Source organism: Staphylococcus gallinarum, assembly GCF_000875895.1.
Lineage (GTDB): Bacteria > Bacillota > Bacilli > Staphylococcales > Staphylococcaceae > Staphylococcus > Staphylococcus gallinarum.
The window spans coordinates 40,034-63,555 of record NZ_JXCF01000007.1 but is presented as its reverse complement, the minus strand read 5'-3'; the positions used below and the strand labels follow the sequence as shown (position 1 = coordinate 63,555).

Below are 23,522 nucleotides of genomic sequence, written 5' to 3'. Positions count from 1 at the left end.
TAATTGACAAAATAAAGAACCCAGTAAATGAATTGTTATAAAAACGCATTTACTAGGTTCTTTTTAATATTAATATTTCTAAATTTAAATGGTTTATTCGCCAGTAAATTCTAATGGATTTGGTCCAATACGTTTATCTTCATTTAACTGGTCTAATTTTTCAATTTGCTCTGTAGTCAATTTAAAGTCAAAGACATTTAAGTTTTCTTCAATTCTAGATGGCGTTACAGATTTTGGTATAACAACGACACCATGGTCTATATTCCATCTAATAACTACTTGAGCTGGTGTTTTACCAATTTCTGTAGCAACTTGTTGCACTGTCTCATCTTCTAAGATTTGTGCATTCATTAATGGTGACCATGACTCAGCATGGATATTTTGAACTTCTAGATAGTTTCTTAATTTTTGTTGCAGTAAGTATGGGTGAAATTCAACTTGATTAATCACTGGTTTAATTGAAACTTGAGCTAATAGTGCATCCAAATGACTTGGTTCAAAGTTACTAACACCGATATTTTTAACTTTATTATCTTTATATAAATCTTCCATACCTTGCCATGTATCAATCATTAACGCTTCATCAGTACCTGGCCAATGCATAAGATACAAATCTAAATAGTCTAATCCTAATTTTTTTAAACTCGTTGCATAAGCATCTGCAACATTGTCTCTACCATAATCTGCTAACCATAACTTCGAAGTAATAAATAGTTCGCTTCGGTCAATACCAGTAGATTCTAACGCTTCAGCAATACCTTCGCCAACTTTTTCTTCATTTTCATAAATCATAGCTGTATCAATATGGCGATATCCACTCTCTATAGCATGTTTTACTGCTTCTTTACATTGATCGCTATTATCTACTCTAAATGTACCTAATCCAAGTATCGGCATTTCATTGCCATTGTAAAACGTAATATTTTCCAATGTTCATATCCCCTTTTTTACTTTACTTATCTTACATGATATACAATTTCGTAAGTCATATAAATCAAAAAGCTTCATAACCAAATAAATTAGCTATTTATTACGTTAATCACTAATATGTATTGCACATATTTACTACTTCCAAACTTTAATTTATCATAGTTTTCTCAGTTCTTTTTCCTAGCATGTCATCTCACCATTGGTCTTTGCCTAGCATTTTTCACTTAGGCCTCTCGCCAGATACTCCACATGATGATGTATTTTTAAATCAAAAACTTCAAATTAAATTTATCTACGCTACAATTAATTACACGGAATTTATTATTTTTTGTTATCTACATATATTACGAACCAAATTTAAATATAAAAAAAAAGAGCTAATCAACAATGGATTAGCTCTCTTTTATTTGAGAATGGATGATTTAAGTCCCAACCACTCTATTCATTTCAGAAAATTGATTACGTTACTTTAGCAAAGATATTAATTAAAAGATTCGATTTCATCCATAATGCGTTGTAAATCTTCGACAGTGTATTGAATACGACCATGGAAGACAAACTTATTAAAGAATTCATCCAATTGTTCTGGACCAACAAGCACTTTAGAATTTGAACTTTGTGCATAGTTTGTGATTGTAACAGCACCTTCATTCTTCGGATTAAAGTACAAGATAGTCGTCGGTGTGAATTTCAAGTTCAATTCTGTTTGAATATCGCCTGCTAACTTTTCAATATCATTAATATGCTCAGTATAATTTACAAAATTCAATGATTTCATATCATCATTTTGATCTAATACTAATGTTTGAGCCTTTTGCTTATCAAGATCTAATGTATCGAAAACTTGCTCAATCATTGGTTGATCTTTGAATTGATTTGCACTGATGCCATTATAGACATGACCTTTTAACAATTGGGAATCGATTATATATAACCCTGTACGTGTTAATACTAAATGACTGATATGTTGCACATCGCTAAATTCATTTCGTGGTAAAAAGATATTAGCCATAATATGCATATCTTCAGGTCTAATTCGCTTTTCATTTACTAAGCGTTCCCGAATACCAATCAATCTCATATCTGTTACATACTCACTATGATTTTTTGAGAAAAGTTTCAGTGCATCAATTTCTCTATCTTTAGTATTGACTGTCGCATCATATTCTTCTTTTTGTTTTGTAACAGTCTTTTTATTTTCGATTCTTTCTTTTTCTAATTCTTCTTCGTGTGCTTCTTTTAACTTTTGTTCTTTAGATTGATATTGTTCTTCAATCTTTTTCTGTGCTTTCTTCTTACTGTTTAAAGCAGCAATAAATAAAATCAAACAAATAATTGCTACGATAATTGCCACGATTAAACCAATTTCTAAAGGTCCCAATGAGTTCATAACAATAACGCTCCTTTATGTGTCAGTAACTTTATTATAATGGAAATCATCTGTTTATTCGAGTGTAAACTCTACACTTAAGGCAATTTATTATGCTTGTACAGAATCTTTCAATAAGTTGACTTTATCAAGTTTCTCCCATGGTAACAACACATCCGTACGACCAAAATGACCATATGCTGCAGTTTGTTTATAAATAGGATGTTTTAAATCTAACATTTTTATAATTCCTGCCGGTCTTAAATCAAAGTGAGTTCTAACCGCTTCAACTAACACACTTTCATTCACTTTGCCTGTACCAAATGTATCGATTGATATAGAAACTGGCTCTGCAACACCAATTGCGTAAGCAAGTTGCACTTCACATTTATCAGATAATCCTGCTGCAACAATGTTCTTAGCTACATAACGTGCTGCATATGCTGCTGAACGGTCAACTTTTGTAGGATCCTTACCACTAAAGCATCCACCACCATGGCGTGCATATCCGCCATACGTATCTACAATAATCTTACGACCTGTTAAGCCCGCATCTCCTTGAGGTCCACCAATTACAAATCGACCAGTAGGATTGATGTAGAATTTTGTTTGTTCATCTAGTAAATCTTTTTGAACTGTTGGATAAATAACGTGCTCTTTAATATCATTTTGAATTTGTTCTAATTCAATATCTTCAGCATGTTGCGTAGAAACTACAATTGTGTCAATACGGCTTGGTTTATCATGTTCATCATATTCAACAGTTACTTGCACTTTACCATCTGGGCGAAGATAGTCTAATATGCCATCCTTCCTTACGTCTGATAAACGTTTAGATAATTGATGAGATAAGAAAATTGGCAACGGCATATAAGTATCTGTTTCATTTGTTGCATAGCCAAACATTAAGCCTTGGTCTCCGGCACCTGTCGCCTCTATTTCAGCCTCAGATAAATCATCGCGATATTCTAATGCGGTATCCACACCTTGAGCGATGTCAGGTGATTGTTCGTCTATCGCTGTTAATACTGCCATTGTTTGACTATCATAACCAAATTTAGCACGCGTATAGCCAATCTCTTTAATTGTCTCTCTTACTACCTTAGGAATATCAACATAAGTAGTTGTTGATATTTCACCTGAAATTAACGCCATACCAGTCGTAACTGTCGTTTCACAAGCTACACGTGCATTTGGGTCATCCTTTAATATTTCATCTAAAATCGCATCTGAAACTTGGTCGGCAATTTTATCTGGATGTCCTTCTGTTACAGATTCTGATGTGAATAATCTTCTATTGTAAGTCATAATTTGCTCCTTTAGTTTTAAATTACGAATATTCTCTATACTGTGAGCTCATTAAAAAAGGGCCCTTTCACTATATTAAATAGAGAGAAGGCCCTAATACGTCCATTCGCTCTTATCGTTCAGACGGTATTTGTCTGCAAACGGTTTGGCACCTTTCTTCGTATTAAGAAGAGGTTGCTGGGCTTCATTGGGTCCATGTCCCTCCGCCTCTCAGGATAAGAGAATCCGTTAATCACTATAGTACCGAAGTTAAGTAATAATGTCAATTTAACATTTATTAATATAAATTTTAAATTCCCTTTAAAATGATGTGTACTAATAAATCATATGTGTTATACTTTTTAATTGTAAAGGCTTACAATACAAATAACTTTGGAGGGATTGAGTATGGCTGTAGATACATACACATACACTAATAAAATCGAAAACATTTTGGGCAAAACGTCATCATTATTCCAACTTTCTACAACACAATTGTATAACAAGATTTTAAATAATGGTGAGGGTGAATTAACAGAACTTGGAGCAATTAATGCAAAGACTGGTAAATATACTGGACGTTCACCTAAAGACAAATTCATCGTGACAGAACCATCTTATAGAGATTCTATCGATTGGGGTAATATCAACCAACCTATCGAAGAGGAAACATTTTTAAAATTATATGACAAAGTTCTTGAATACCTAGATCAAAAGGACGAACTTTATGTCTTTAATGGTTATGCAGGTAGTGACGAAGAATCACAGTTAAAGTTAACAGTAATCAATGAACTTGCTTGGCATAATTTATTCGCCCAAAACATGTTTATACGTCCAAAATCTAAAGAAGAAGCACAAGAAATTAAAGCTAATTTCACAATCGTGTCAGCGCCACATTTTAAAGCTAATCCAGAAGTAGATGGTACAAATTCTGAAACATTTATCATTACTTCATTTAAACACAAAGTTATTTTAATCGGTGGTACTGAATATGCAGGTGAAATGAAAAAAGGTATTTTCTCTGTAATGAATTACCTGTTGCCGAAAGATAATATTATGAGTATGCATTGCTCTGCTAACGTCGGCGAAAAAGGCGATGTTGCACTATTCTTCGGTCTTTCAGGAACAGGTAAAACAACGTTATCCGCAGATCCTACACGTAAATTAATTGGTGATGATGAGCACGGATGGAATGACAACGGAATCTTCAATATTGAAGGTGGTTGTTATGCAAAAGCAATTAACCTTTCATATAAAAAGGAACCACAAATTTACGACGCTATCCAGTATGGAACAATTTTAGAAAACGTTGTCGTTGATGAAGACGGTGATGTAGATTTCGATGATAATAAATACACAGAGAATACACGTGCTGCATACCCTATCAATCATATTGATAACATTGTAACACCATCAAAAGCTGCACATCCTAATACAATTATATTCTTAACTGCAGATGCATTTGGTGTATTACCTCCAATTTCCAAATTATCTAAAGATCAAGCAATGTATCATTTCTTAAGTGGGTTCACTGCTAAATTAGCAGGTACTGAACGTGGCGTTACAGAACCTGAACCATCATTCTCAACATGCTTCGGCTCACCTTTCTTGCCATTAAATGCAAAGGTATATGCAGATTTACTCGGAGACCTAATCGATAAACATGATGTTGATGTCTATCTCGTAAACACTGGTTGGACTGGTGGTAAATATGGTGTTGGTAGAAGAATCAGCTTAAACTACACTAGACAAATGGTAAACCAAGCCATTACAGGTAAACTTAAAGATGCTGAATACATTAAAGATGATATGTTCGGATTAAATATTCCAATTCATGTCGAAGATGTACCTCAAACATTATTAAACCCAATTAACGCTTGGAGCAAATCAGATGAGTACAAAGCGCAAGCTCAAGATTTAATCGACCGCTTCAAACGTAATTTTGAAAAGTTTGGTGAAGAAGTATCTGACCTAGCAAAAAATGGTGGATTTAAATAATACCAAAAAAGACCGTGTGCCTAACACACGGTCTTTTTTTATATAAATTAACAAAAATAAATATATTTTTAAACATTCAGGCTATTATATTCCAACTCATTTTAGAAGACGATTATATTAAATGTAGTGTTGCTGAATACAATTATTTTCAACATCCGTCATCCACTGCTTAACAGCGTTTAATGCATGTTTAATTGCAGGCGGTCTTGGTACATGACCTTCATCCATTTGATAAAATGTACGAAATGTCACGTTTCTTTCAGACAATTTACATTCTAAATGATATGCTTGATGTATACCTACTTGTTTATCCTTGCCACCATGCACAATGAAGATGGGCGGACACTCTGAGTTTATTGATGTCAATGCATCTCGCTTAGCATAAGCAGCATAATCTTTCTTTGGGTGACCAATCATTCTGCGTAACATTCCTCTTAAATCAACACGTTCTTCATACATTAAATGTATATTCGACACGCCACCCCAAATGATAAAGCTTGAAACTGGCAATGCTTGGAAAGTTAATAAACCTTGTAAGCCACCCCTAGAAAAACCAACCATATGTATTGGTGCATCAGGATACATGTCATGTAGTATTCGAACAGCAACGCATACATCATCCAAATCACCGCCATAAAATTCATCTTTACCTTCACTACCATTATTGCCACGATAATAAGGACCAAATACTAAAGTGTGCGCATCAGAAAATTGCATCAAACGTCCTGTACGGACCATCCCTACCTGTCCTTTACCTCCGCGCAAATATATAACTATGCGTTTCACAGTACGTGTTGGTCGCATCATCAGTCCACGAACCTTTAAATTATCAACCAAGTACGTAACCTCTTCAAATATATGATCTAAACTCTCGACTGGCATGCGCTTATGATTTATAAAAGCCAATTTCCATCACTCTTTCTAAGCATTGTAAAATTGCTGCATCTTTCAATAAATAGCTCTTTTTGTTGCTCGGTACTTCTGAAACATCATTAAAGCATAAAGGGCCATGCGTTTCATAATAATTTAACTGTTGCTCTAAGACATCTACGGTGACCATAAACACATCTTTAGTAAATCTTTTACCGCAAGTTCTTTCTACATAATATTGGGCAATATAATGAAATGTTTCTCCAACACCACCAGTTTCTTCAAACAATTCCCTTTTTGCAGCAACTAAACTGGTTTCCCCAGGTTCAACCTTGCCTCCCGGAAATTCAATACCTCTTACTTTATGTTGTGTGAATAATAATTTCCCTTGATAGTTCGGAATGATTAGAACGTGTTCACCGTCAGGAATATCTGAATCGTCTTTATACGTTAAATATACATTATCATTTTCTTTATCTTTAAACTTCACGCTCATCACTCTTCCTCTTTCTATGTTAAACTAACAATGCTATGATTTTAGTTGGAGGCTAATTATATGAAAAAAATTTTCCTTGGACTCATTTATATTTATCAACATTATATTTCACCCTTGACACCAGCAACGTGTAGATTCTATCCTACTTGTTCTGAATACACACGCGAAGCAATCGTTGTTTATGGTCCATTTAAAGGTACATGGCTAGGAATCAAACGCATACTGAAATGCCATCCACTGCATAAAGGCGGATTCGATCCAGTTCCGTTAAAGAAGAATAAGTCAACTAAAGATTAATATATACGTTTAAGTCTTGATGTCAGTACTGTTGGAGGTTCAAATTGAATAGAACCTCCTTTTAATATGCCTGAATTTGCAACCACATCTTGCTCAAAGTAATATCCAGCTGGTGTAATATCACTTGGAAAATCTGCCCATTGAGCAACCATCGCTGTAAAATAGCGACTTAATCCATATTCATACATGCCACCTATAACCACTTTACCACCATATTGTTTAATAACATCAATTAATTCGATTACGCGATCAATACCACCTAACCTAAACGGTTTGACAATGATAACCTCGACATTATATCGATGTAATGCATCTATTATATTTGCTTTCGATGTCGCTTTTTCATCAATCGCTACAGTGGGAATCGTATTAGTGTCATATGCCATTAATTGGTCCAACGTTGCGAATGGTTCCTCCAAATAAAGAATGTCCGATTCACTTAAAATCTGCAATTTATCTCGTTCATTATCCGTTAAACTTTCGTTAGCATCAATAGCTATCTGTAAATTAAATGGTAATGCTTGAACCTTTTGAACATCATTCAATATATTATCAGACCATTTAAGTTTAACTCTTTGGGGCTCAGTCTCTCTCAATTGTAGTAAATTACTATCTGTTAAACCGCTCACAGTCGCACCATAAGGCACATTAAATTGTTCTAGTTTATAGAACATTTGATAAAACGCCATCACTAACATACTTCTTGTTGCAGGATAACCTTCCAATCCTTCCAAGGATGCTTGAACGGTTTGCATTGAATCAAAGGTCTGTCCTTGATAAGTTTTATACCAATATTTAACTTGAGATAAGACGTCTGATATTGTTTCATCATCATACCAGTTTGTTTCAAATGCATTGCACTCACCATAATACGCTTTACCATTACTCATCTTTAGACTCACAAATAATGATTTTCTATAGTCTAATTTGACTTTGGGTGTTATCACAGGATGTTTAAAATGTGTTTGATATTCAAATAGTTTCATCTCAATCAATTTCATAAGAAAACTCCTAGCTATGATTTAAATTGATTTCTTTGCAATTTGCCAGTAGATGTATATGGCAATGCTTGAACTCGTCTATATACTTTAGGTACTTTATATTTTGCTAAATGTTGTTCTAAGTAATCTTTTAAATCAAGTTCTTGAATCTCCTCTTGAGCCACATAATAAAGACATGGCACCTCGCCCCAAACATCATCTTTAATACCGATACATAATGCATCTTCTATTGTTGTATATTGTTTGGCAATTGATTCTATTTGATATGGATAAATATTTTCACCACCACTAATGATCAAATCCTTACGTCGATCATATACCATTACATAACCTTCGCTATTAATTTCTGCAATATCACCCGTTTTAAAATAGCCTTCTGAATCAAAGCTACCTGCAGTATTTTGGGGATATAAATACCCCTTCATCACATTACCACCTTTAATTAGTAGCTCACCATGACCATTATGATCTGGGTCTTTAATTTTCACTGCGACATTAGAGCTTGGCTTTCCAACAGTATCAAATCGCTCACTTAACATTTCAGGTGACGCTGTTAGAAATTGAGAACAAGTTTCTGTCATGCCAAATGAATTATATATTGGTAAATTATAAGCTAATGCCTCTTCAATTAATGCGCTAGATAATTTAGCACCACCTAATAAGATACGCTTGATATTAAACGGCTTGGTCAAACCACTATCCATTAGCCACTTCAACGTTTGTGGTACTAATGAGACATGTGTAGGTCGTTCGTTCACAATAATATCAAGCATTTGCGCAGCATCAAATTTTTGTACAAGACGCACAGTAAAACCTGAAATCATCGCTCTTAATAGTACACTTAACCCTGATATATGATAGATTGGTAACACAGACAACCATTTCGTTTGTTCGTCAAACCCCAAACTTTCCTTGCAACTAAGTGCACTCGCAAAATGATTGGCAAATGTTTGTGGTACTGCTTTTTGAGGTCCAGTCGTACCAGAGGTAAACATAATAGAAGCAATACTTTCTAATGAAAAGTGAGGTACAATTTGTTGATCTGACATGTTAGACTCAAGTTCTGCTAACTGTATAATTTTAAAGTCCAATAATGACAATTCATGTGTCGCAATAATATATTTAACATTTATTGAAGACATTTGAGCCATCATTTCTTGTTGCGTTAATCTCGTATTCAACAATGCAACTTCAATACCAGCCGCCCAACAGGCATTGATTAACAAAGTTGATTTGATGGTATTATCTATATAAAGTCCCACCCTCTTAGGATTGTATTTGGCTAACACATAACCCAGTCTCGTTACATATTGATATGCATCCTTAAAGGTAACTTGATTTACTCCATCATCTAAAAAACATCCATCTCCATTTATTTCTGCTTGTTGTTCCAACCAAAATTTCACGCTAACATTCCTCCATCTCACCATTCATTATAACGCGTTTTATATTAATTAACAGGGTATCAGTTTCAATTTTTGCTTTGTCGTTGATATTCATTACACAGCATATTTAGATATACACTTGTTGTTAATTATTTAAATCAACATAAAATTTACTATTTTCAACTAATTTACATGACTATTGATATTTCTAAAAATCCCATTACTTATTGATATCAAATATTTAATTATTACTATTTTAAAAAAACAGTAATACTCCAAACTGTATTGTTGTACAATGTATTTATAAGATTAAAATGTTGTCTGCATTTTAAAAATAAAATTATTAAGGAGATTATATTATGACAGGAGATAAAGATACACTGCCCTCTCACAAACAAAATCCAGACCAAAATAGACAATACGACAATACGCATCACCAACAACAATGGGAAGCATATCAAGCGCAACAGAATAAGAAAAAAAGCCGAAAATGGTTATGGGGTATCCTCGGTGGATGTGGCGGTTGTTTATTACTAATTATTATAACTATTATAGCCATTGCTATATTTTCTTCTGTTGTCGTAAACAACAATGGTTCTTCTGATGATGGTGCCCAAATAGAAAACGATAGCAATGCTACAAGACAGGAAAAAGCAGCTTTAAATAAAGCAAAAACATATTCCGATACGATGCATATGTCTAAGCAAGGTATATACGAACAGCTTACTTCGAGTTACGGAGAAAAATTTAATAGTAATGACGCACAGTATGCTATTGATCATCTCAAAGCAAATTACAAAGAAAATGCTGTAAAAAAAGCAAAAGATTATGCAGATTCACAAGATATGTCTAACGATGCTATCTATGACCAACTCACATCTAGCTATGGCGAGAAATTCACCGAAGAAGAAGCACAATATGCCATTGATCACTTAAATAAATAATGTAAAAATACTGAAATTTTAAACACTAGCTAATCATACAATAGGCTAGTGTTTATTTTTTACAAAAAATACTTAAATCATTCAAAGTTTTATAAAAACACAATATCGTTATTTCTTAAATCAAAAGTAATTCAATTTGTTAGTATAGACAAATACATTCCGACTAAAATACTTCTAATACATGTACATAAACAAGCTATTTGGGGCAATTACTTAGTTAACAAAAAATCTTCTTAAAGATATGACAATGATTTTGATTTAGCGCAATATATTAATTATAATAATTTGTAATAAGCAATGCATGGTGCAACTTAATACATTATCTATATTTACATCATTATTTAAATTGCGGAACGTTAGGAGAATTTATATGGTTTATTTCATCATCATTATGAGTTGTGTTTCACTATTTTTATTAATTACCAGTTGTTATGGTTTTATTAATCAGCACCAATATAAAAATTCTTTAGATTTTAATTCAATGGAGCATTTTGAAATCGAAGCATTTAAAAAACAACATCTAACAATGAAAATTTTTTCAATTAGCCTTTTTGTTTTGTCCATAATTGTATTTATTTTAGTGATTTATTTAATTAAATCACAGTTATAGCATATTTTATCCACGCATTCATCATGTCTAAATCCTTAAAATTTTATAATTAAACATGCAAAAAAGACCAACTGAATCCAATTGGTCTTTTAATTATTTAAAAGGTTGTTATACCTAAATTAACTTTTTAGTTATATACGATCCAAAGGTACTTATCATAAGCAATACGAAAAAGATTGTGAGACATAACAGTGATGTCCCCGTTACTTCAAAACCAATGTTGAACAATACATTCTCACTTGTTTCATAATAGAAATTTAAAATTAAAGTAACCAAAATCCCCATACTTGCAATCCAACCCATGATATTTGAGAGTATACTTACATACTTTAAAGTCTTGTTATTCATCTAATAATTGCAACTCCCTAATGAATGGTTTTGATGATATATATAATTTAGCATACAATATTATTCATAGAAAGTTTTTTTAAACCTAAAGCTAAAAATAGCTGCTTGAATGTAAAATTAGCTTATAATTTCTTAACTAATCTTATTAAATCTCTACATAATATGCCATTTTCGTAAATCGGCTCTTCATAATTATTTGTAAAATAATTCATTTCAACTGCTACAATTCGAAATCCAGCCTTTTGATAAAAAGCCAATTGCCCAATACTTGAATTGCCTGTTGCTACATTTATCGACCTATAACCCCTTTGCTCAGCAGCTTTGCAAATCGCATCAACTAGATATTTCCCTACTCCTTGATTTTGTTTACTTTCCACAACAGCAATATTTGTGATTTCTAAACTATCTAATGATGATTTAATAATAAAACTTCCTATAATATCACTATTTTCAGTTAATACGTAACAACAACCTTCAGACAAACATTTTTTAAGTTGCTGCATGGAAGGATCCGCAGTTAACAATAACTCAAACGGAATATCCATTGTTTTAGATACCTTACGTAACATCACACTACCCCCTCTTTCCAACAAACTATAAATGCATTAATACGAATAAATAACTATCCTCTATTATGTCAGTTTCATTTAAAAAGAACATGCAATATCAGCTAACACAAAATGATTTAATTATAGAATTAGGTTAAAATTAAAAATAATTACCAATTGTACCAAACTTTTTTGTTATAATTTTATATGTACTACAATAATAATAATTTAACGCGAAAACGATAAGGAGTGAGATAAAATGAAAAAATTATCATTTTTATTTTTAGCAAGTTTTTTACTTCTAACTGCATGTGCGCACAAAGAAGAAAGTAAATTAGATGATACTAATGATAACAAATCTTCTAATAATGAACACAAGAAAAATAATGATAAAAAGAAAGACAAAGAAAACAATAACGAGCAAACTTCAAACACTGAAAATCAAAATTCTGAACAACAAACAAATAACGACCAAAATACAAATCAACAGAATCAAACTCAAAATAATACACCAACAGACGAACAACAAGCTAGTACAACACAAACAGAACAATCGCAAACCAATCAACCACAAAGCCAAAATATCGACAATTCAAATGTTACGGATAGAAATACTTTAGAAACAATTATTAATGGTAATTATTCTGAAATAGAGAAAATCCAAGCATATAATAGCGCAGTGTCTAATGGAGTTATCCCCCAAGGTAACGTAATGGAAGGACCAGCAAGCGCAGCATATGAAAGTTCATTAAGAGTTGAAAACGGCACAGAAGAATCAGTATATGACAATAGAGATGCTGAATAAACTTATAATAGTAAAATACTTAGTAATTTAAATAAAAAAACTAGAAAGTCGATTTCTTAATAATATTAAAAATATTTTTGGATTGTTATTACATAAAAATAAGGAGATAATTATGAAACAAATATCAATATTACTACTATCAAGTTTCTTAATATTAGCGGCATGTAACAATGACGAGAAAACAACATCTGAAAATAATAAAGAAACCAAAACATCTAATAAAGAAACAAAGAAAGACAACAATACGAAAACTAATAAAAAGTCAGATGAGGATAAGAAAAAAGAACAACAGACAGACGACAAAGAAAGCTTATCAAATAAAGACAGTGATAATTCAAATAATATAAGCCAAAACACTAATTCACAAGAAGTCGCAAATAATAACAACCAACAGAACGATCAAACACAACAAGAAACTAATCAACAAACTAATGCCACACAACAACAAGTAAATAATACAGAAAATAGTAATAACAAAAATTCTAGCACACAAACTCAAAATACTAACGATGTAAATGCTGAGATAAATGCAGCACAAACAGAAGATGAGTATTATAATGCACTAAGAAAAAAATATAATGGCGGACTCTCATCAGCTGAATTGCAGACAAAATATGCAATAGAAAATGGTTATTACGATGGTGATAATGCTGATCAAGTTTATGAAAAAATCCAAGAAGAAGAAAATAAAATTGAAAATGGTGTATACGATCAATATAGAAATAATTAACAACAGTATCAAATAATATCATTCTTTAACTATCAATTTAAACAATAACAAATATTACATGGCCAATTCCTATTAATCGATATAGACCTATAGCTAGACCAGAAAGGAATTTAAACGTAGCATATTAGTTATAGATGGATTTAGAATGTTATCTCTTGTAATAAACTTAAAATCCATTCTAAAACTTAAAAATCCTTGCTATTTCATCGACTAATCAATCGATAAAATAGCAAGGATTTTTTTATGAAAAGAGTTTTGAAAAATTTTAACTGCAGTTATTACCCATTTTTAAAATCAATTTCAATTGGTACATCAACTTAATCATAAACGTTTCACCTTATGTAATATTATTTATAAATGTGCTGCCTAGTACATCTCTAACATCATGTATAACTAAAAATGCTTTTTCATCCTCTTGGTAAACTAAATTTTTTATTTTAGTAACTTGTGATTGATGAACAACCACATAAAGCATGCCTGACTCATTTTTTGAGTATCCGCCTTTACTTGGTAAAATAGTAGTTCCTCTCCCAGTAAAACTATTAATTTTATCTGCTAATACTTCATTTTTTTCAGAAATTATAGTTACCGCCTTCTTAGGATTGAATCCTTCAATTATAAATGACGTTGCTCTTTCAGTGATAAATAACATTATAATCGTAAATAACACATTTCTTAATGGCAAGACAATTAAAAATGACAAAACAATTAGACTATCTAATAAAAAAATAGTCTTAGACGTTTTAAATCCAAAATATTTATTAAATATTCTAGCTACTACTGCTGGCCCACCTACTGTACTACCTGTAGACAATACAAAACCAACACTTATACCAATGATTGCTCCACCAAATACTGAATTAATAACAAAATCATGAATACCTAAATTAACATTTTTCGTTAATTCTAAAAATAATGATAGTGCTGTATTGGAAATAACTGTATAAATTGCAACTGTTTTACTAAGATATTTCCAACCAATTATAATTAGAATTACATTTATAATTAATGATGTTAATGCTGGTGAAAAACCAAGTGAGTATTTTAATGCTAACGATATACCAACAGTTCCACCATCGCCTAAATCAGATCCTAATAAAAAGCCGTTTACTCCAATTGCATTTATAAATGTTCCTATTAAACATATAATAATATTTTTATAATGGTTCTTTATCAGAGATTTCATAGCATTTACCTCCTCATTGTTAAAATAACTTATACATAATACCATATTTAAATATACAAATGATATACTTTTTAATACCATACAATCTTTTAAACATAAAGTTATACAGTCTTTATATATGATCTATTAGTTAAGATAATCCCAAAACTTTCTAAACAGTTCTTTTTTTATGATCAACTTCAACAAATTTAAATTATGAAAGTATCAATGTTTCTTTTTGCCTAAACCATAAAAAAAGTATTGTAGAAGATGATTTGAAAACAGTTATTTTCGATTTAACAATTACGTATGAAAATAAAATTATTAATGATGAATTTGTAGTATTCTCTCATGAAATTAATAAATCAAATAATTAAGCAAGCGACTTAAATGAGATAGACAATTATTTTTATGAACCTAACATATCATTTACAGTATTCGAAAGTATTACAGAAGATATCGTTTTCTATATAAATATAGATTCAGGATTAAAACATTCTAATAATCCTAATGACTCTGGTCTCTCTATAAGACTAGAAGTTGAAAAACAGAATTTAAATCATTCATTAGTCGAATATAAAATATTTATCATAGTAGAATTTCCGCTCTCCTATACTTTGTTACTAATACCTTTTTATCGCCTTTGGATTCTATCTCTACTTCAAGATATCCTATTTTATATTTGAGCTTTCCTACTCCATATTTTTTAACAACATTTACAATTAGCTACCAACTGATATCACTGAAGAAAAATTACATAACAATATAAAATTAATGCCCATTTTGATAATGAATGTGGTAATATCATAAGAAGTATCCATCATGAATTTGCATTAAGAGATATTATAGTTCAAATACAATTTAACAATATAGAATTCGAGAGTTTTGCTCGCAAAAGAGCATAGGAGTTACTAGTTTCTCTTATTAGAACAATTGATACATTCAAACAAGGCTATCACTCATTATATGAAATGGCTATTTTTTTTGAGGTTACTAAATGTTTTGTACAACAAAGTATTGAGCATTATAAAATGAAATATGGTTTATCCACACTATGTGGAGATTATCTAATACAATTTTCTCCCCTACGTGTGTTTGAATATAAAAACTTAGAGAATGGGAGCAATGTGGAATGAAAAAGGGTTTATATTGGGGATTCATAGTATTTTCAGCATTTATGTTAATTGGTGGTATCTCAATTATAATTGAGAATGGTTTGGGTGTTGTTGATTTGTTATTGTTAATCTTTTTTATTTCTATAATAATATTTTGCTTATTTAAACTTAATAAACACAAAAAACAAAAACACCAATTAGAAGATAATAATAGTAACTTAAACAATTTCCAAGTAGAGAACGATAAATTAAAAAAGCAACTAGATAGTATTAAAAAGGAATTAGATGACAAAAATAATAGTCTTGAGATTGAAAAGTCCAAACTACGAAATGCAGATAATACAGAAAGTAAACTGTATGAATTCCGTAATGAAAACAATAATCTAAAAAAAGAACTGAATGATGTTAAAAAAGAATTAAAGAAAAAAAGTAAAGATCTTGAAAACGAGAAATCTAAACAACCTAAAGTTATTGTAGAAGAGAAAATAGTAGAGACTGAATCAAAAAAGATGCAGAAAAATATAGATATGTTAAATATGAAATTAAAACTGAAAGAAGATTATATTCAGGAACTTGAAGAGAATCAAATTATTAATAAGTCACAAAATCAAGAAATTTCTGAAGAAGTTATTACAAGTAAAATAGCTGAAAATACAATTCATGAGAAACCTTTAGATTTAAATTATACAAAAATCAAAAAATTAACAAAAGACTTTGTTGTGCTTGATTTTGAAACAACAGGATTAAAGTATGACATCAATGAAATCATTCAATATGGAATTGTTGAATTCAAAGATGGAATAATAGTAAATGAACATACACAGTATTTCAAGCCAGATAAACCAGTAGGAAAGACGGTGATGAGAAAAACGGGTATTACAAATGAATTTTTAGAAAATAAACCAAAACTGTCAATTTATCACCTAAAAGAGTTATTGAGTTACATAGAACAAAAAACAATCGTTGCTCATAACGCTCCGTTTGATATGAAGTTTCTACTAAAAAATTTACATGATTTCAATATAAATCATGAGAAATTCCGAGTATTTGATACTTTAACTTCGTCGAGAAAACTTATAAATGAAACTCCAAATCATAAACTTGAAACTTTGAAAAACTATTTCGAATTAGATGAAGGTGATTCACATCAAGCATTGAATGACGCAAGAACAACTGGGAAACTTGCTCTTTTATTATTGAGTAGAATGGATTAATTTCAAAAAAATTGACAAAACAACCACACGGGCAGTCCCTACTGCCCTATATATTTTTATCTTTTTTAGGAGGAATTGATAATTATGGCAACATTTACAGTTACAAAACGTAAAAATAAAACATCAACATCATGGCAATATGATGTTAAGCACCCTAGTTTTAAATCTGGTAAAAAGCGTAAGTCTGGTTTTAAAACTAAAGCTGAGGCAACGAATGCAGCACAGCAATTAATTAGAGATTTAGAAGATGGCAATATAATCGAGGATAATAAAACGTTCTCAACCTATTATAAAGATTGGTTAGTTATGAAAAATAAAAAAAGTCTATCACCTAAACAATATTACTGGGACGAACGTTCTTTAAAGTTATTTACTGAATATTTTGGAGAAAATATGTTATTGAAAAACATAAAGCGAATAGAATACCAAAAGTTTTTAAATAAATATGGTAATGGTTATTCTGATGAGACAGTTAGGAAAGTAAATGGCTGTATTGGACCTTGTTTAAGAGAGGCAGTATATGATGGTTATATAAAGAAAGACCCAACTTTTAATATAACAATTAATGGGACAGTAAAACCGAAAGATGAACACTTTAAATATATGAGTATTAAAAACTATTTAGACATGTTGGATTATTTTAAAAGCAGAGATGAAGAAAGCTATATTTTCTTATATCTATTATCAATTACTGGGGCTAGATATAGCGATGCAATAAATATGAATTATGATGATCTAAACAAAGGGAATGGGATAATTCACTTGCCTGGTACGAAAACTAAAAATTCAGATAGAGATGTTGAAGTGAATCAAAAAGACATAATGTTAATTAATTCTAAGCTATCTAATCTCCCTCGTAGAATCGATGGCAAATTATTTTCATTAAGTCATACAGCGGTTAACAAGTCTTTTTCACATACTAAGAAAGTTATAGGATTAAAAGATGATAATGTAACCCCATATTCATTAAGTCACACACATACATCTTATTAAGTTTCTAAAGGGTTACCAATTGAATATATCAGCAAACGATTAGGACACTCAAACATTTCAATAACGCTTAACACATATTCTCATTTATTGGAAGAACATAAAAAAGAGCAAGGTCAACGTGTCAGAGAATTATTTTCTTGACACATATTTGACACTTGCCCTATTAAAACCCTATCACATCAAGGGTTATGTACGGAGAGTGAGGGATTCTATAAACCCCAGAACACCAGTGTTTCCGCTATTTTATTGGCATGCCGTTGGCGTAAAAACAACCCACCTATTCATTTGGGTGGGCTTTATTTATAATAGTAGATTGTTTTAAATAAGTGACTTCATATAAATCGACTAATTTTTTGATAAAATCAATTAATTCTTTTTCTGTTATAATATGATTTTCAAAATCTGTCTTTAGTTTTTTAAATAACTGCTTTTCTTGTTCAGTACTTATTTTTTTAAAATATCCCCACATATGGCAATAAGCATTTATTATTGATCCTTTAGAAGGTTGCTTATTTAGAGAATATTGAATTTTTTGTTGAATGATTTCAAATTCAACATCATTATTCATCAAAAATCTAATATCATTATAGGCGCTTTGATCATGCCATAAAACTTCGTATTTATATCTACTCCACAGTTTTTCTTTTTGAAATTGTTTGCTAATGTTATATACCTTCTTTCATTGTTCTATTTAATAAAAAGGAACTATTTTACTAGCTTTAATAATATCTTTAGTAAAGAAAAATTGTTTGCCTTGTCCTGTATATGCAGGGTTGAGTATCATATTTGCTTTTGCGTTATATAACCATTCGGGATGTATTCCTGAATTCAAAATATCCTGGAATTCTTGGAAATCTTTATTCCAGTCTAAATTTGGTTCCATTTATAATCACCTCACGAATATAATAGAACAAATGTTCTCGTATGTAAATTAAAAAAGAGTAAGCTCTTTGTGATACTCACTCTTTTTTTGACAAGTACATTAAGTATATTATTCTTATTTCTTGAATTTATCAACAAAGTCATTAACTTTGTCTTTTGCGTTTTCAGCAGCTTCTTTTACTTTACCAGAAGCTTTATCTTGCTTGCCTTCTTTTTCCAATTCTTCATTACCAAAAGCATTTCCAGCTGTCTCTTTCAAATTACCTTTAGCTTGTTCGAATTTACTTTCATCTGCCATGTTAAACACCTCCATTTTTGTTATTGTAAGCAGGACAATACAGTTATACCCAATTTAATAAATCTGAAACATAAAAATAGCAACCAAATTAATGGCTGCTATAAAGGTTTCTTATCATGAAATAACTATTATACAGGAGATTGCAATAACCTGTATTATAATACAACCCTTTAGTATAGTAGATAAACATAAAAAAACAGCCGAATTAACGGCTGCATAGATATGTTTAAAAGGTTTTTGACTTACCTCTGACTTTATCTACCCATATAAACATAAGGGTAAACAAAAACACCCACCAGTTGGTGAGTGCTAATTAATTAATGTTAATATTGTCTTTTGTTCTGCGTTTACAAAAAGTACAATAGTATTTATTACTTAATATATATAGAATAGGAATTTTGCAAATGTGCAAAAAACAACCGCGTATCAGCTGTTGTTTTGGGGAATCTCATATTAAGGGAAAATAGTTAATTAATAACGCATAATGAATATACCTTTTTAAACAATGTATAAACATTTAAAAATATTAAATAATTATCACTATAGTAGAAATATAGAATTATAAGATCGATGCTTCTTTAATTAGGTCATTTCGTAAATCTTATTTCTCTATAAATTGTAATTCATAAACAACTTTTTCATCATAAGTATTAAAATTATCTAATTTGCCATGGAGTAAAATTATTTGTTTCTTTCTACTTACATTGTGATAATAGGATAGTTTAATACCCAAATTAGTTTCATAACCATTATTTTGAATTGTACTTTCAAATTCATCAAACACTTCTTTATTTATAGGCAAATAATAGCTTTCTTTACTCGGCAAAAAGTTAACAAATTTTTCTTGAATAACATTTTCTTTATTTAATAACAATTCTATTGTAATTTTCTTCGCTGCCCCGCCTCCTAAGTTATATAACTTTAAGTAATCTTGATGATCGGAATCCTTTACATCCATATTACTCATTGAAAGCTTATTATTATTATCCAGTTTTAATAAGACTTGATTGAATCCTAATGCAGGTATAAACCCGATTTTCATTTGATAGAGTTGAACAGAAACTGATACAAAATAAAACAATGCCATTATAAATGTTCCGATAGAACCAATAGCAGAAATTATATTTATCATGGAATCCCCTCCTTATTAATTATGCATTAATAAGGAAAAACCACTCAATTCAATGAGTGGTCCCCCTTATTTTCTAATTGCTTTCATGATAAATGAAACTACAAATATTAAAATGATAGCTCCAATTAAAGCTGGCAAAATTGGAACGCCACCTAACACAGGCCCCCATGTGCCTAATAATTTACTTCCGATTGCAGAACCAATTAAACCGGCAATGATGTTACCAATAATCCCACCTGGTATATCTTTCCCTAGAATAGCTCCTGCAAGCCATCCAATTAATCCTCCGATAATAATCATAAGTATAAAGCCCATATTATTCTCTCCTCTCAATAGTATTACTCGATATTATTTCCCACAATTTTTATTTATAAACATATAAACATAAAAAAACAGCCAAATTAATGGCCGTTAAAAGTGATCTATCAATTAAAAAACTAAAAGGAAAGAAATAGGTCTTTTCTTCTATTACTATTTAACCGTTTGACTTAATATATAAACATAAAAAGCAGACACAGAATTTATGCCTGCTTTCCTAAAAATGAATTTTTGCCGATTTAATGTCTATTTAATTCGGGAGAAAACAGACAATTGTATTTTAACAAATTTAATTTAAAATAACAATAAAGGCAAGCATAAAAGCATTGCCTTTGAGTATAATGACACGAACTTTAATTGTCCGTAATTATATATATTACCCATTTTTTTGCCTATAAAACTAAAAAATAGCAAGCACATAAGTGCTTACCCTGTGTAGTATGATATCTAATTTAATTATAGCATAAAAAAGACAGCCACATTAGCGACTGCCTGTAAATAGTTAAGGGTTAAAAAAACACTCCGAAGAGTGAGCATACAATATTTAAAATGTTTCGTGCAAATAAATTATATCTTATTTAGTAAACGTTTACAATGATAAAATAAAATAAGGCGCCGTAGCGCCTGTTTAAGTGTCTAACGAGGTGATCGTTATACTTAAATTGCAATGTCAGTCAGTCTCTACTGGAAAGAGACAAAAATATATTATCAAAGTTTTGATTTTTATTCAATATAAAAAAAGAGCAGACACGGGACATGTGCCTACTCTCACTATAAAAGTAAGGTCAATGTGTATATTATCACAAAGTTTATTTTATTTCTATATGTTATAAATAAAAAACCACTCCGAAGAGTGGTAAATAGAGAGAAGGTCTGAAGTACCTTCTCAACACATTGTATTACACTTCAGTAAATAGTACAACGCTTATTCTAACTAATTACTCCCCACAAATCACCTAAACCATTTTTATGATTTGGAGGACTTGCTCCGTTCCATGTTCTTATTGGTAAATAGTAACGGTATCCGTTCCAGTTATAACCAACCCACACATGACCGTCTTGTAAACAAACTTCATCATAATTCACATAACCGCCTGGTTGGAAATTATAGCCGAATTGTGCAGTTGTAAATGGAGAACCAACTCTTGTGATAATTGGTTGATTGCCATTCGTAAATGTTGCACTCTCTGCTTTATACCATGTACCGTATTGGTTTTGTTTCCAATCCGTGTTTGTAGCATTTGTAGAACCCTTAGAGCTTGGTTTTGAACTTCCTTTATCAGTGGAACCTTTTGGAATTTCACCGTTGTAATACGCTTTAATTTGACTAATGAAATAGTCTTTTGTTTTATTAACAATATTTTGCGGCGCTCTTTGAGAGGATTTATATCCCGCATGTAGCTCCATACTTCTGTGTGGACATTCTGTAGGTGAAAACTCATTATGCAATCTGACAGTTTCCCTATTCACTGGTAATCCCCATTTTTTTAACATCCTGGCTGCTTCTTGGAATGCTGATTGTTCATTTGCTAAAAAGTCTTTATCACTAGCACTTTTAGATTGGCAAATTTCAATACCATATAAATTTCTATTTGCCCAAGATTGTCCAGCGTGCCAAGCTATATAGCTTTCAGGTAAAGCTTGCCATACACGATTGCCGCTGATATAACTATGAGCAATACCAGCTTCAAGACGTTGTTCACTCGCATTAACTAATTGATCATGATAGTTCATAGCTGTTCCACTACCTGCATCATTGTGTAATACAATACCTTTAGGTTTATATCCACGTTTACCAAGTATGCTTGCTCTTGCTACTGTATCACGGTTGTATATTAATTTTTTAGGTTTTTGTTTAGATGGTTTATTAGGTTTTGTTCCTTTGTATAATGGACGGATAAACCACATAGGGAAATCGTAATTATGGACAACTCTTGTTGCAGTTTCCCAACCTTTTCCACCTTGTTCAGGTCCAGAAGTCCATCCTCCACCTTGCCAGTTGTTATCTAATGATACAAATTGCATATAGTTACCATCATAATTCCCATTTAACACGACAGCTACATGTCCATGACCAGCACCGTAGTTACTGTTGAATACAACAATATCGCCTTCCTGTGCTTTGAAATCAACCGTATTTTCATACACAGTGGCTAAGCCATCAAAATTATTATCTGTCGGTATATTCTTAGCTTGTGCGCCCTGTAATGTTCTACCACTGATGTGTGACCAATAAAAGTTTGCTAGGTCGTAACATTGTGCTCCCCACCAACCATCATAATCTAAATATTTACCTTCTAATGACTTGAGATACGCGACTGCTTCTTTTTTAGTCTTAGTTATAGTCATCTTTGTATGCCTCCATTATCTTTAACATCGTGGAATACTGCACCATCTTGATTATCTTGTGTCGCGTCTATTGTTGGTGTTGTCCCTTGCTTTTTATCGAGTTTCTTTTGTTTCATTTCAATATTTGCTTGATGTCCTTCTTTAGTCACTGGATTATCTTTATAAGCTGTATATAGCGCTACGATAGTTAATAAGATTGAACTGATGCTATCTTCATCTACTGGTATAGGACTGATGTTTTTAGTCGCTAACCATTGGTTAATAATTGCTAAAATTAATACGATAAATCTTACTGCTGCACCGATTGTCATTTTCATAATTTAACCTCCAAAATAAAAAGCCGACGCTATGCGCCGACCTTTATAATTTAATTATTTACATTTTCCGAACCAAAAACATTCCCAAAAACTTGCACCGAAAACTAACGTTTCATTTAAG

Annotated in this window: 22 protein-coding genes, 1 pseudogene and 1 riboswitch; of the genes and pseudogenes, 7 read left to right on the top strand and 16 right to left on the bottom strand. The window is 31.3% G+C overall.

Features of this window, described 5'->3' with window-relative positions; genetic code table 11:
* Positions 1–93: 93 nt before the first annotated feature.
* The 3 genes from SH09_RS04150 to metK all read right to left on the bottom strand — a co-directional run bounded on the left by SH09_RS04150 (position 94) and on the right by metK (position 3,607).
* Positions 94–930: an aldo/keto reductase gene (locus SH09_RS04150; RefSeq protein ID WP_042738361.1), complete on the bottom strand. Its 837-nt coding sequence runs from the start codon at positions 928–930 to the stop codon at positions 94–96.
* A gap of 481 nt (positions 931–1,411) precedes the next feature.
* On the bottom strand, positions 1,412–2,320 hold the full coding sequence (locus SH09_RS04145) for an NERD domain-containing protein (RefSeq protein ID WP_042738360.1): 909 nt from the start codon (positions 2,318–2,320) through the stop codon (positions 1,412–1,414).
* A gap of 90 nt (positions 2,321–2,410) precedes the next feature.
* The gene (gene metK / locus SH09_RS04140) at positions 2,411–3,607 is read right to left on the bottom strand and encodes a methionine adenosyltransferase (RefSeq protein WP_042738359.1); all 1,197 of its coding nucleotides are present in this window, start codon (positions 3,605–3,607) and stop codon (positions 2,411–2,413) included.
* A 109-nt stretch (positions 3,608–3,716) separates the two neighbouring features.
* Positions 3,717–3,829: riboswitch (SAM riboswitch) on the bottom strand.
* Positions 3,830–3,994: 165 nt separating this feature from the next.
* Here metK and pckA point away from each other — a divergent pair.
* Positions 3,995–5,584: a phosphoenolpyruvate carboxykinase (ATP) gene (pckA, locus tag SH09_RS04135; RefSeq protein ID WP_042738358.1), complete on the top strand. Its 1,590-nt coding sequence runs from the start codon at positions 3,995–3,997 to the stop codon at positions 5,582–5,584.
* A gap of 117 nt (positions 5,585–5,701) precedes the next feature.
* On the opposite strand, the gene SH09_RS04130 is transcribed toward pckA, so the two are convergent.
* Positions 5,702–6,490 (bottom strand): alpha/beta hydrolase family protein, encoded by a 789-nt coding sequence (locus SH09_RS04130; protein ID WP_186823862.1) that lies wholly within the window; start codon positions 6,488–6,490, stop codon positions 5,702–5,704.
* A complete protein-coding gene (ytkD, locus tag SH09_RS04125) occupies positions 6,471–6,950 on the bottom strand; it encodes an RNA deprotection pyrophosphohydrolase (protein ID WP_042738357.1) in 480 nt (159 codons plus the stop codon). Before ytkD ends, SH09_RS04130 begins: the two co-directional genes overlap by 20 nt.
* Before the next feature lie 60 nt (positions 6,951–7,010).
* Here ytkD and yidD point away from each other — a divergent pair, with 60 nt between their 5' ends.
* Complete coding sequence (gene yidD, locus SH09_RS04120) at positions 7,011–7,247, top strand: membrane protein insertion efficiency factor YidD (RefSeq protein WP_042738356.1); 237 nt, start codon at positions 7,011–7,013, stop codon at positions 7,245–7,247.
* Here yidD and menC read toward each other — a convergent pair.
* Together menC and menE are read right to left on the bottom strand one after the other, a co-directional pair.
* Positions 7,244–8,248, bottom strand: coding sequence for an o-succinylbenzoate synthase (gene menC / locus SH09_RS04115; protein WP_042738355.1), 1,005 nt, complete (start codon positions 8,246–8,248; stop codon positions 7,244–7,246). The genes yidD and menC overlap by 4 nt on opposite strands.
* Positions 8,249–8,262: 14 nt before the next feature.
* Positions 8,263–9,654: an o-succinylbenzoate--CoA ligase gene (gene menE, locus SH09_RS04110; protein ID WP_042738354.1), complete on the bottom strand. Its 1,392-nt coding sequence runs from the start codon at positions 9,652–9,654 to the stop codon at positions 8,263–8,265.
* Positions 9,655–9,992: 338 nt separating this feature from the next.
* On the opposite strand from menE, the gene SH09_RS04105 reads away from it, so the two are divergent.
* A complete protein-coding gene (locus SH09_RS04105) occupies positions 9,993–10,577 on the top strand; it encodes an Ltp family lipoprotein (RefSeq protein ID WP_082039177.1) in 585 nt (194 codons plus the stop codon).
* Between the two features lie 1,080 nt (positions 10,578–11,657).
* On the opposite strand, the gene SH09_RS04090 is transcribed toward SH09_RS04105, so the two are convergent.
* Entirely contained in the window at positions 11,658–12,104 is a 447-nt protein-coding gene (locus tag SH09_RS04090) for a GNAT family N-acetyltransferase (protein ID WP_042738351.1), read from the bottom strand.
* 238 nt (positions 12,105–12,342) lie between these two features.
* Between SH09_RS04090 and SH09_RS16315 the strand changes: the two genes are divergently transcribed.
* Together SH09_RS16315 and SH09_RS04080 are read left to right on the top strand one after the other, a co-directional pair.
* A complete protein-coding gene (locus SH09_RS16315) occupies positions 12,343–12,888 on the top strand; it encodes a hypothetical protein (protein ID WP_119198912.1) in 546 nt (181 codons plus the stop codon).
* Positions 12,889–13,000: 112 nt separating this feature from the next.
* Positions 13,001–13,618 carry a hypothetical protein gene (locus SH09_RS04080; RefSeq protein WP_042738350.1) on the top strand — a complete coding sequence of 206 codons (618 nt, stop codon included), beginning with the start codon at positions 13,001–13,003 and terminating at the stop codon, positions 13,616–13,618.
* A 337-nt stretch (positions 13,619–13,955) separates the two neighbouring features.
* On the opposite strand, the gene SH09_RS04075 is transcribed toward SH09_RS04080, so the two are convergent.
* Positions 13,956–14,804 carry a YitT family protein gene (locus SH09_RS04075; RefSeq protein ID WP_042738349.1) on the bottom strand — a complete coding sequence of 283 codons (849 nt, stop codon included), beginning with the start codon at positions 14,802–14,804 and terminating at the stop codon, positions 13,956–13,958.
* Between the two features lie 1,111 nt (positions 14,805–15,915).
* Between SH09_RS04075 and SH09_RS15780 the strand changes: the two genes are divergently transcribed.
* Together SH09_RS15780 and SH09_RS04065 are read left to right on the top strand one after the other, a co-directional pair.
* Positions 15,916–17,112 carry a 3'-5' exonuclease gene (locus SH09_RS15780; RefSeq protein WP_052495417.1) on the top strand — a complete coding sequence of 399 codons (1,197 nt, stop codon included), beginning with the start codon at positions 15,916–15,918 and terminating at the stop codon, positions 17,110–17,112.
* Between the two features lie 84 nt (positions 17,113–17,196).
* Positions 17,197–18,246 (top strand): annotated as a pseudogene (locus SH09_RS04065) (tyrosine-type recombinase/integrase).
* 136 nt (positions 18,247–18,382) lie between these two features.
* Here the strand turns inward: SH09_RS04065 and SH09_RS04060 are convergent.
* The 7 genes from SH09_RS04060 to SH09_RS04030 form a co-directional block, all read right to left on the bottom strand.
* Positions 18,383–18,742, bottom strand: coding sequence for a DUF1722 domain-containing protein (locus SH09_RS04060; protein ID WP_082039176.1), 360 nt, complete (start codon positions 18,740–18,742; stop codon positions 18,383–18,385).
* Between the two features lie 54 nt (positions 18,743–18,796).
* Entirely contained in the window at positions 18,797–18,988 is a 192-nt protein-coding gene (locus SH09_RS04055; RefSeq protein WP_042738347.1) for a hypothetical protein, read from the bottom strand.
* A gap of 114 nt (positions 18,989–19,102) precedes the next feature.
* Positions 19,103–19,285, bottom strand: coding sequence for a CsbD family protein (locus SH09_RS04050; protein ID WP_042738346.1), 183 nt, complete (start codon positions 19,283–19,285; stop codon positions 19,103–19,105).
* 601 nt (positions 19,286–19,886) lie between these two features.
* Positions 19,887–20,417: a hypothetical protein gene (locus tag SH09_RS04045; RefSeq protein ID WP_042738345.1), complete on the bottom strand. Its 531-nt coding sequence runs from the start codon at positions 20,415–20,417 to the stop codon at positions 19,887–19,889.
* A gap of 66 nt (positions 20,418–20,483) precedes the next feature.
* The gene (locus SH09_RS04040) at positions 20,484–20,732 is read right to left on the bottom strand and encodes a GlsB/YeaQ/YmgE family stress response membrane protein (protein WP_042738344.1); all 249 of its coding nucleotides are present in this window, start codon (positions 20,730–20,732) and stop codon (positions 20,484–20,486) included.
* Positions 20,733–21,665: 933 nt separating this feature from the next.
* Positions 21,666–23,084 carry an SH3 domain-containing protein gene (locus SH09_RS04035; protein WP_042738343.1) on the bottom strand — a complete coding sequence of 473 codons (1,419 nt, stop codon included), beginning with the start codon at positions 23,082–23,084 and terminating at the stop codon, positions 21,666–21,668.
* Positions 23,081–23,395 (bottom strand): phage holin, encoded by a 315-nt coding sequence (locus tag SH09_RS04030; protein WP_082039192.1) that lies wholly within the window; start codon positions 23,393–23,395, stop codon positions 23,081–23,083. Before SH09_RS04030 ends, SH09_RS04035 begins: the two co-directional genes overlap by 4 nt.
* Positions 23,396–23,522 lie beyond the last annotated feature (127 nt).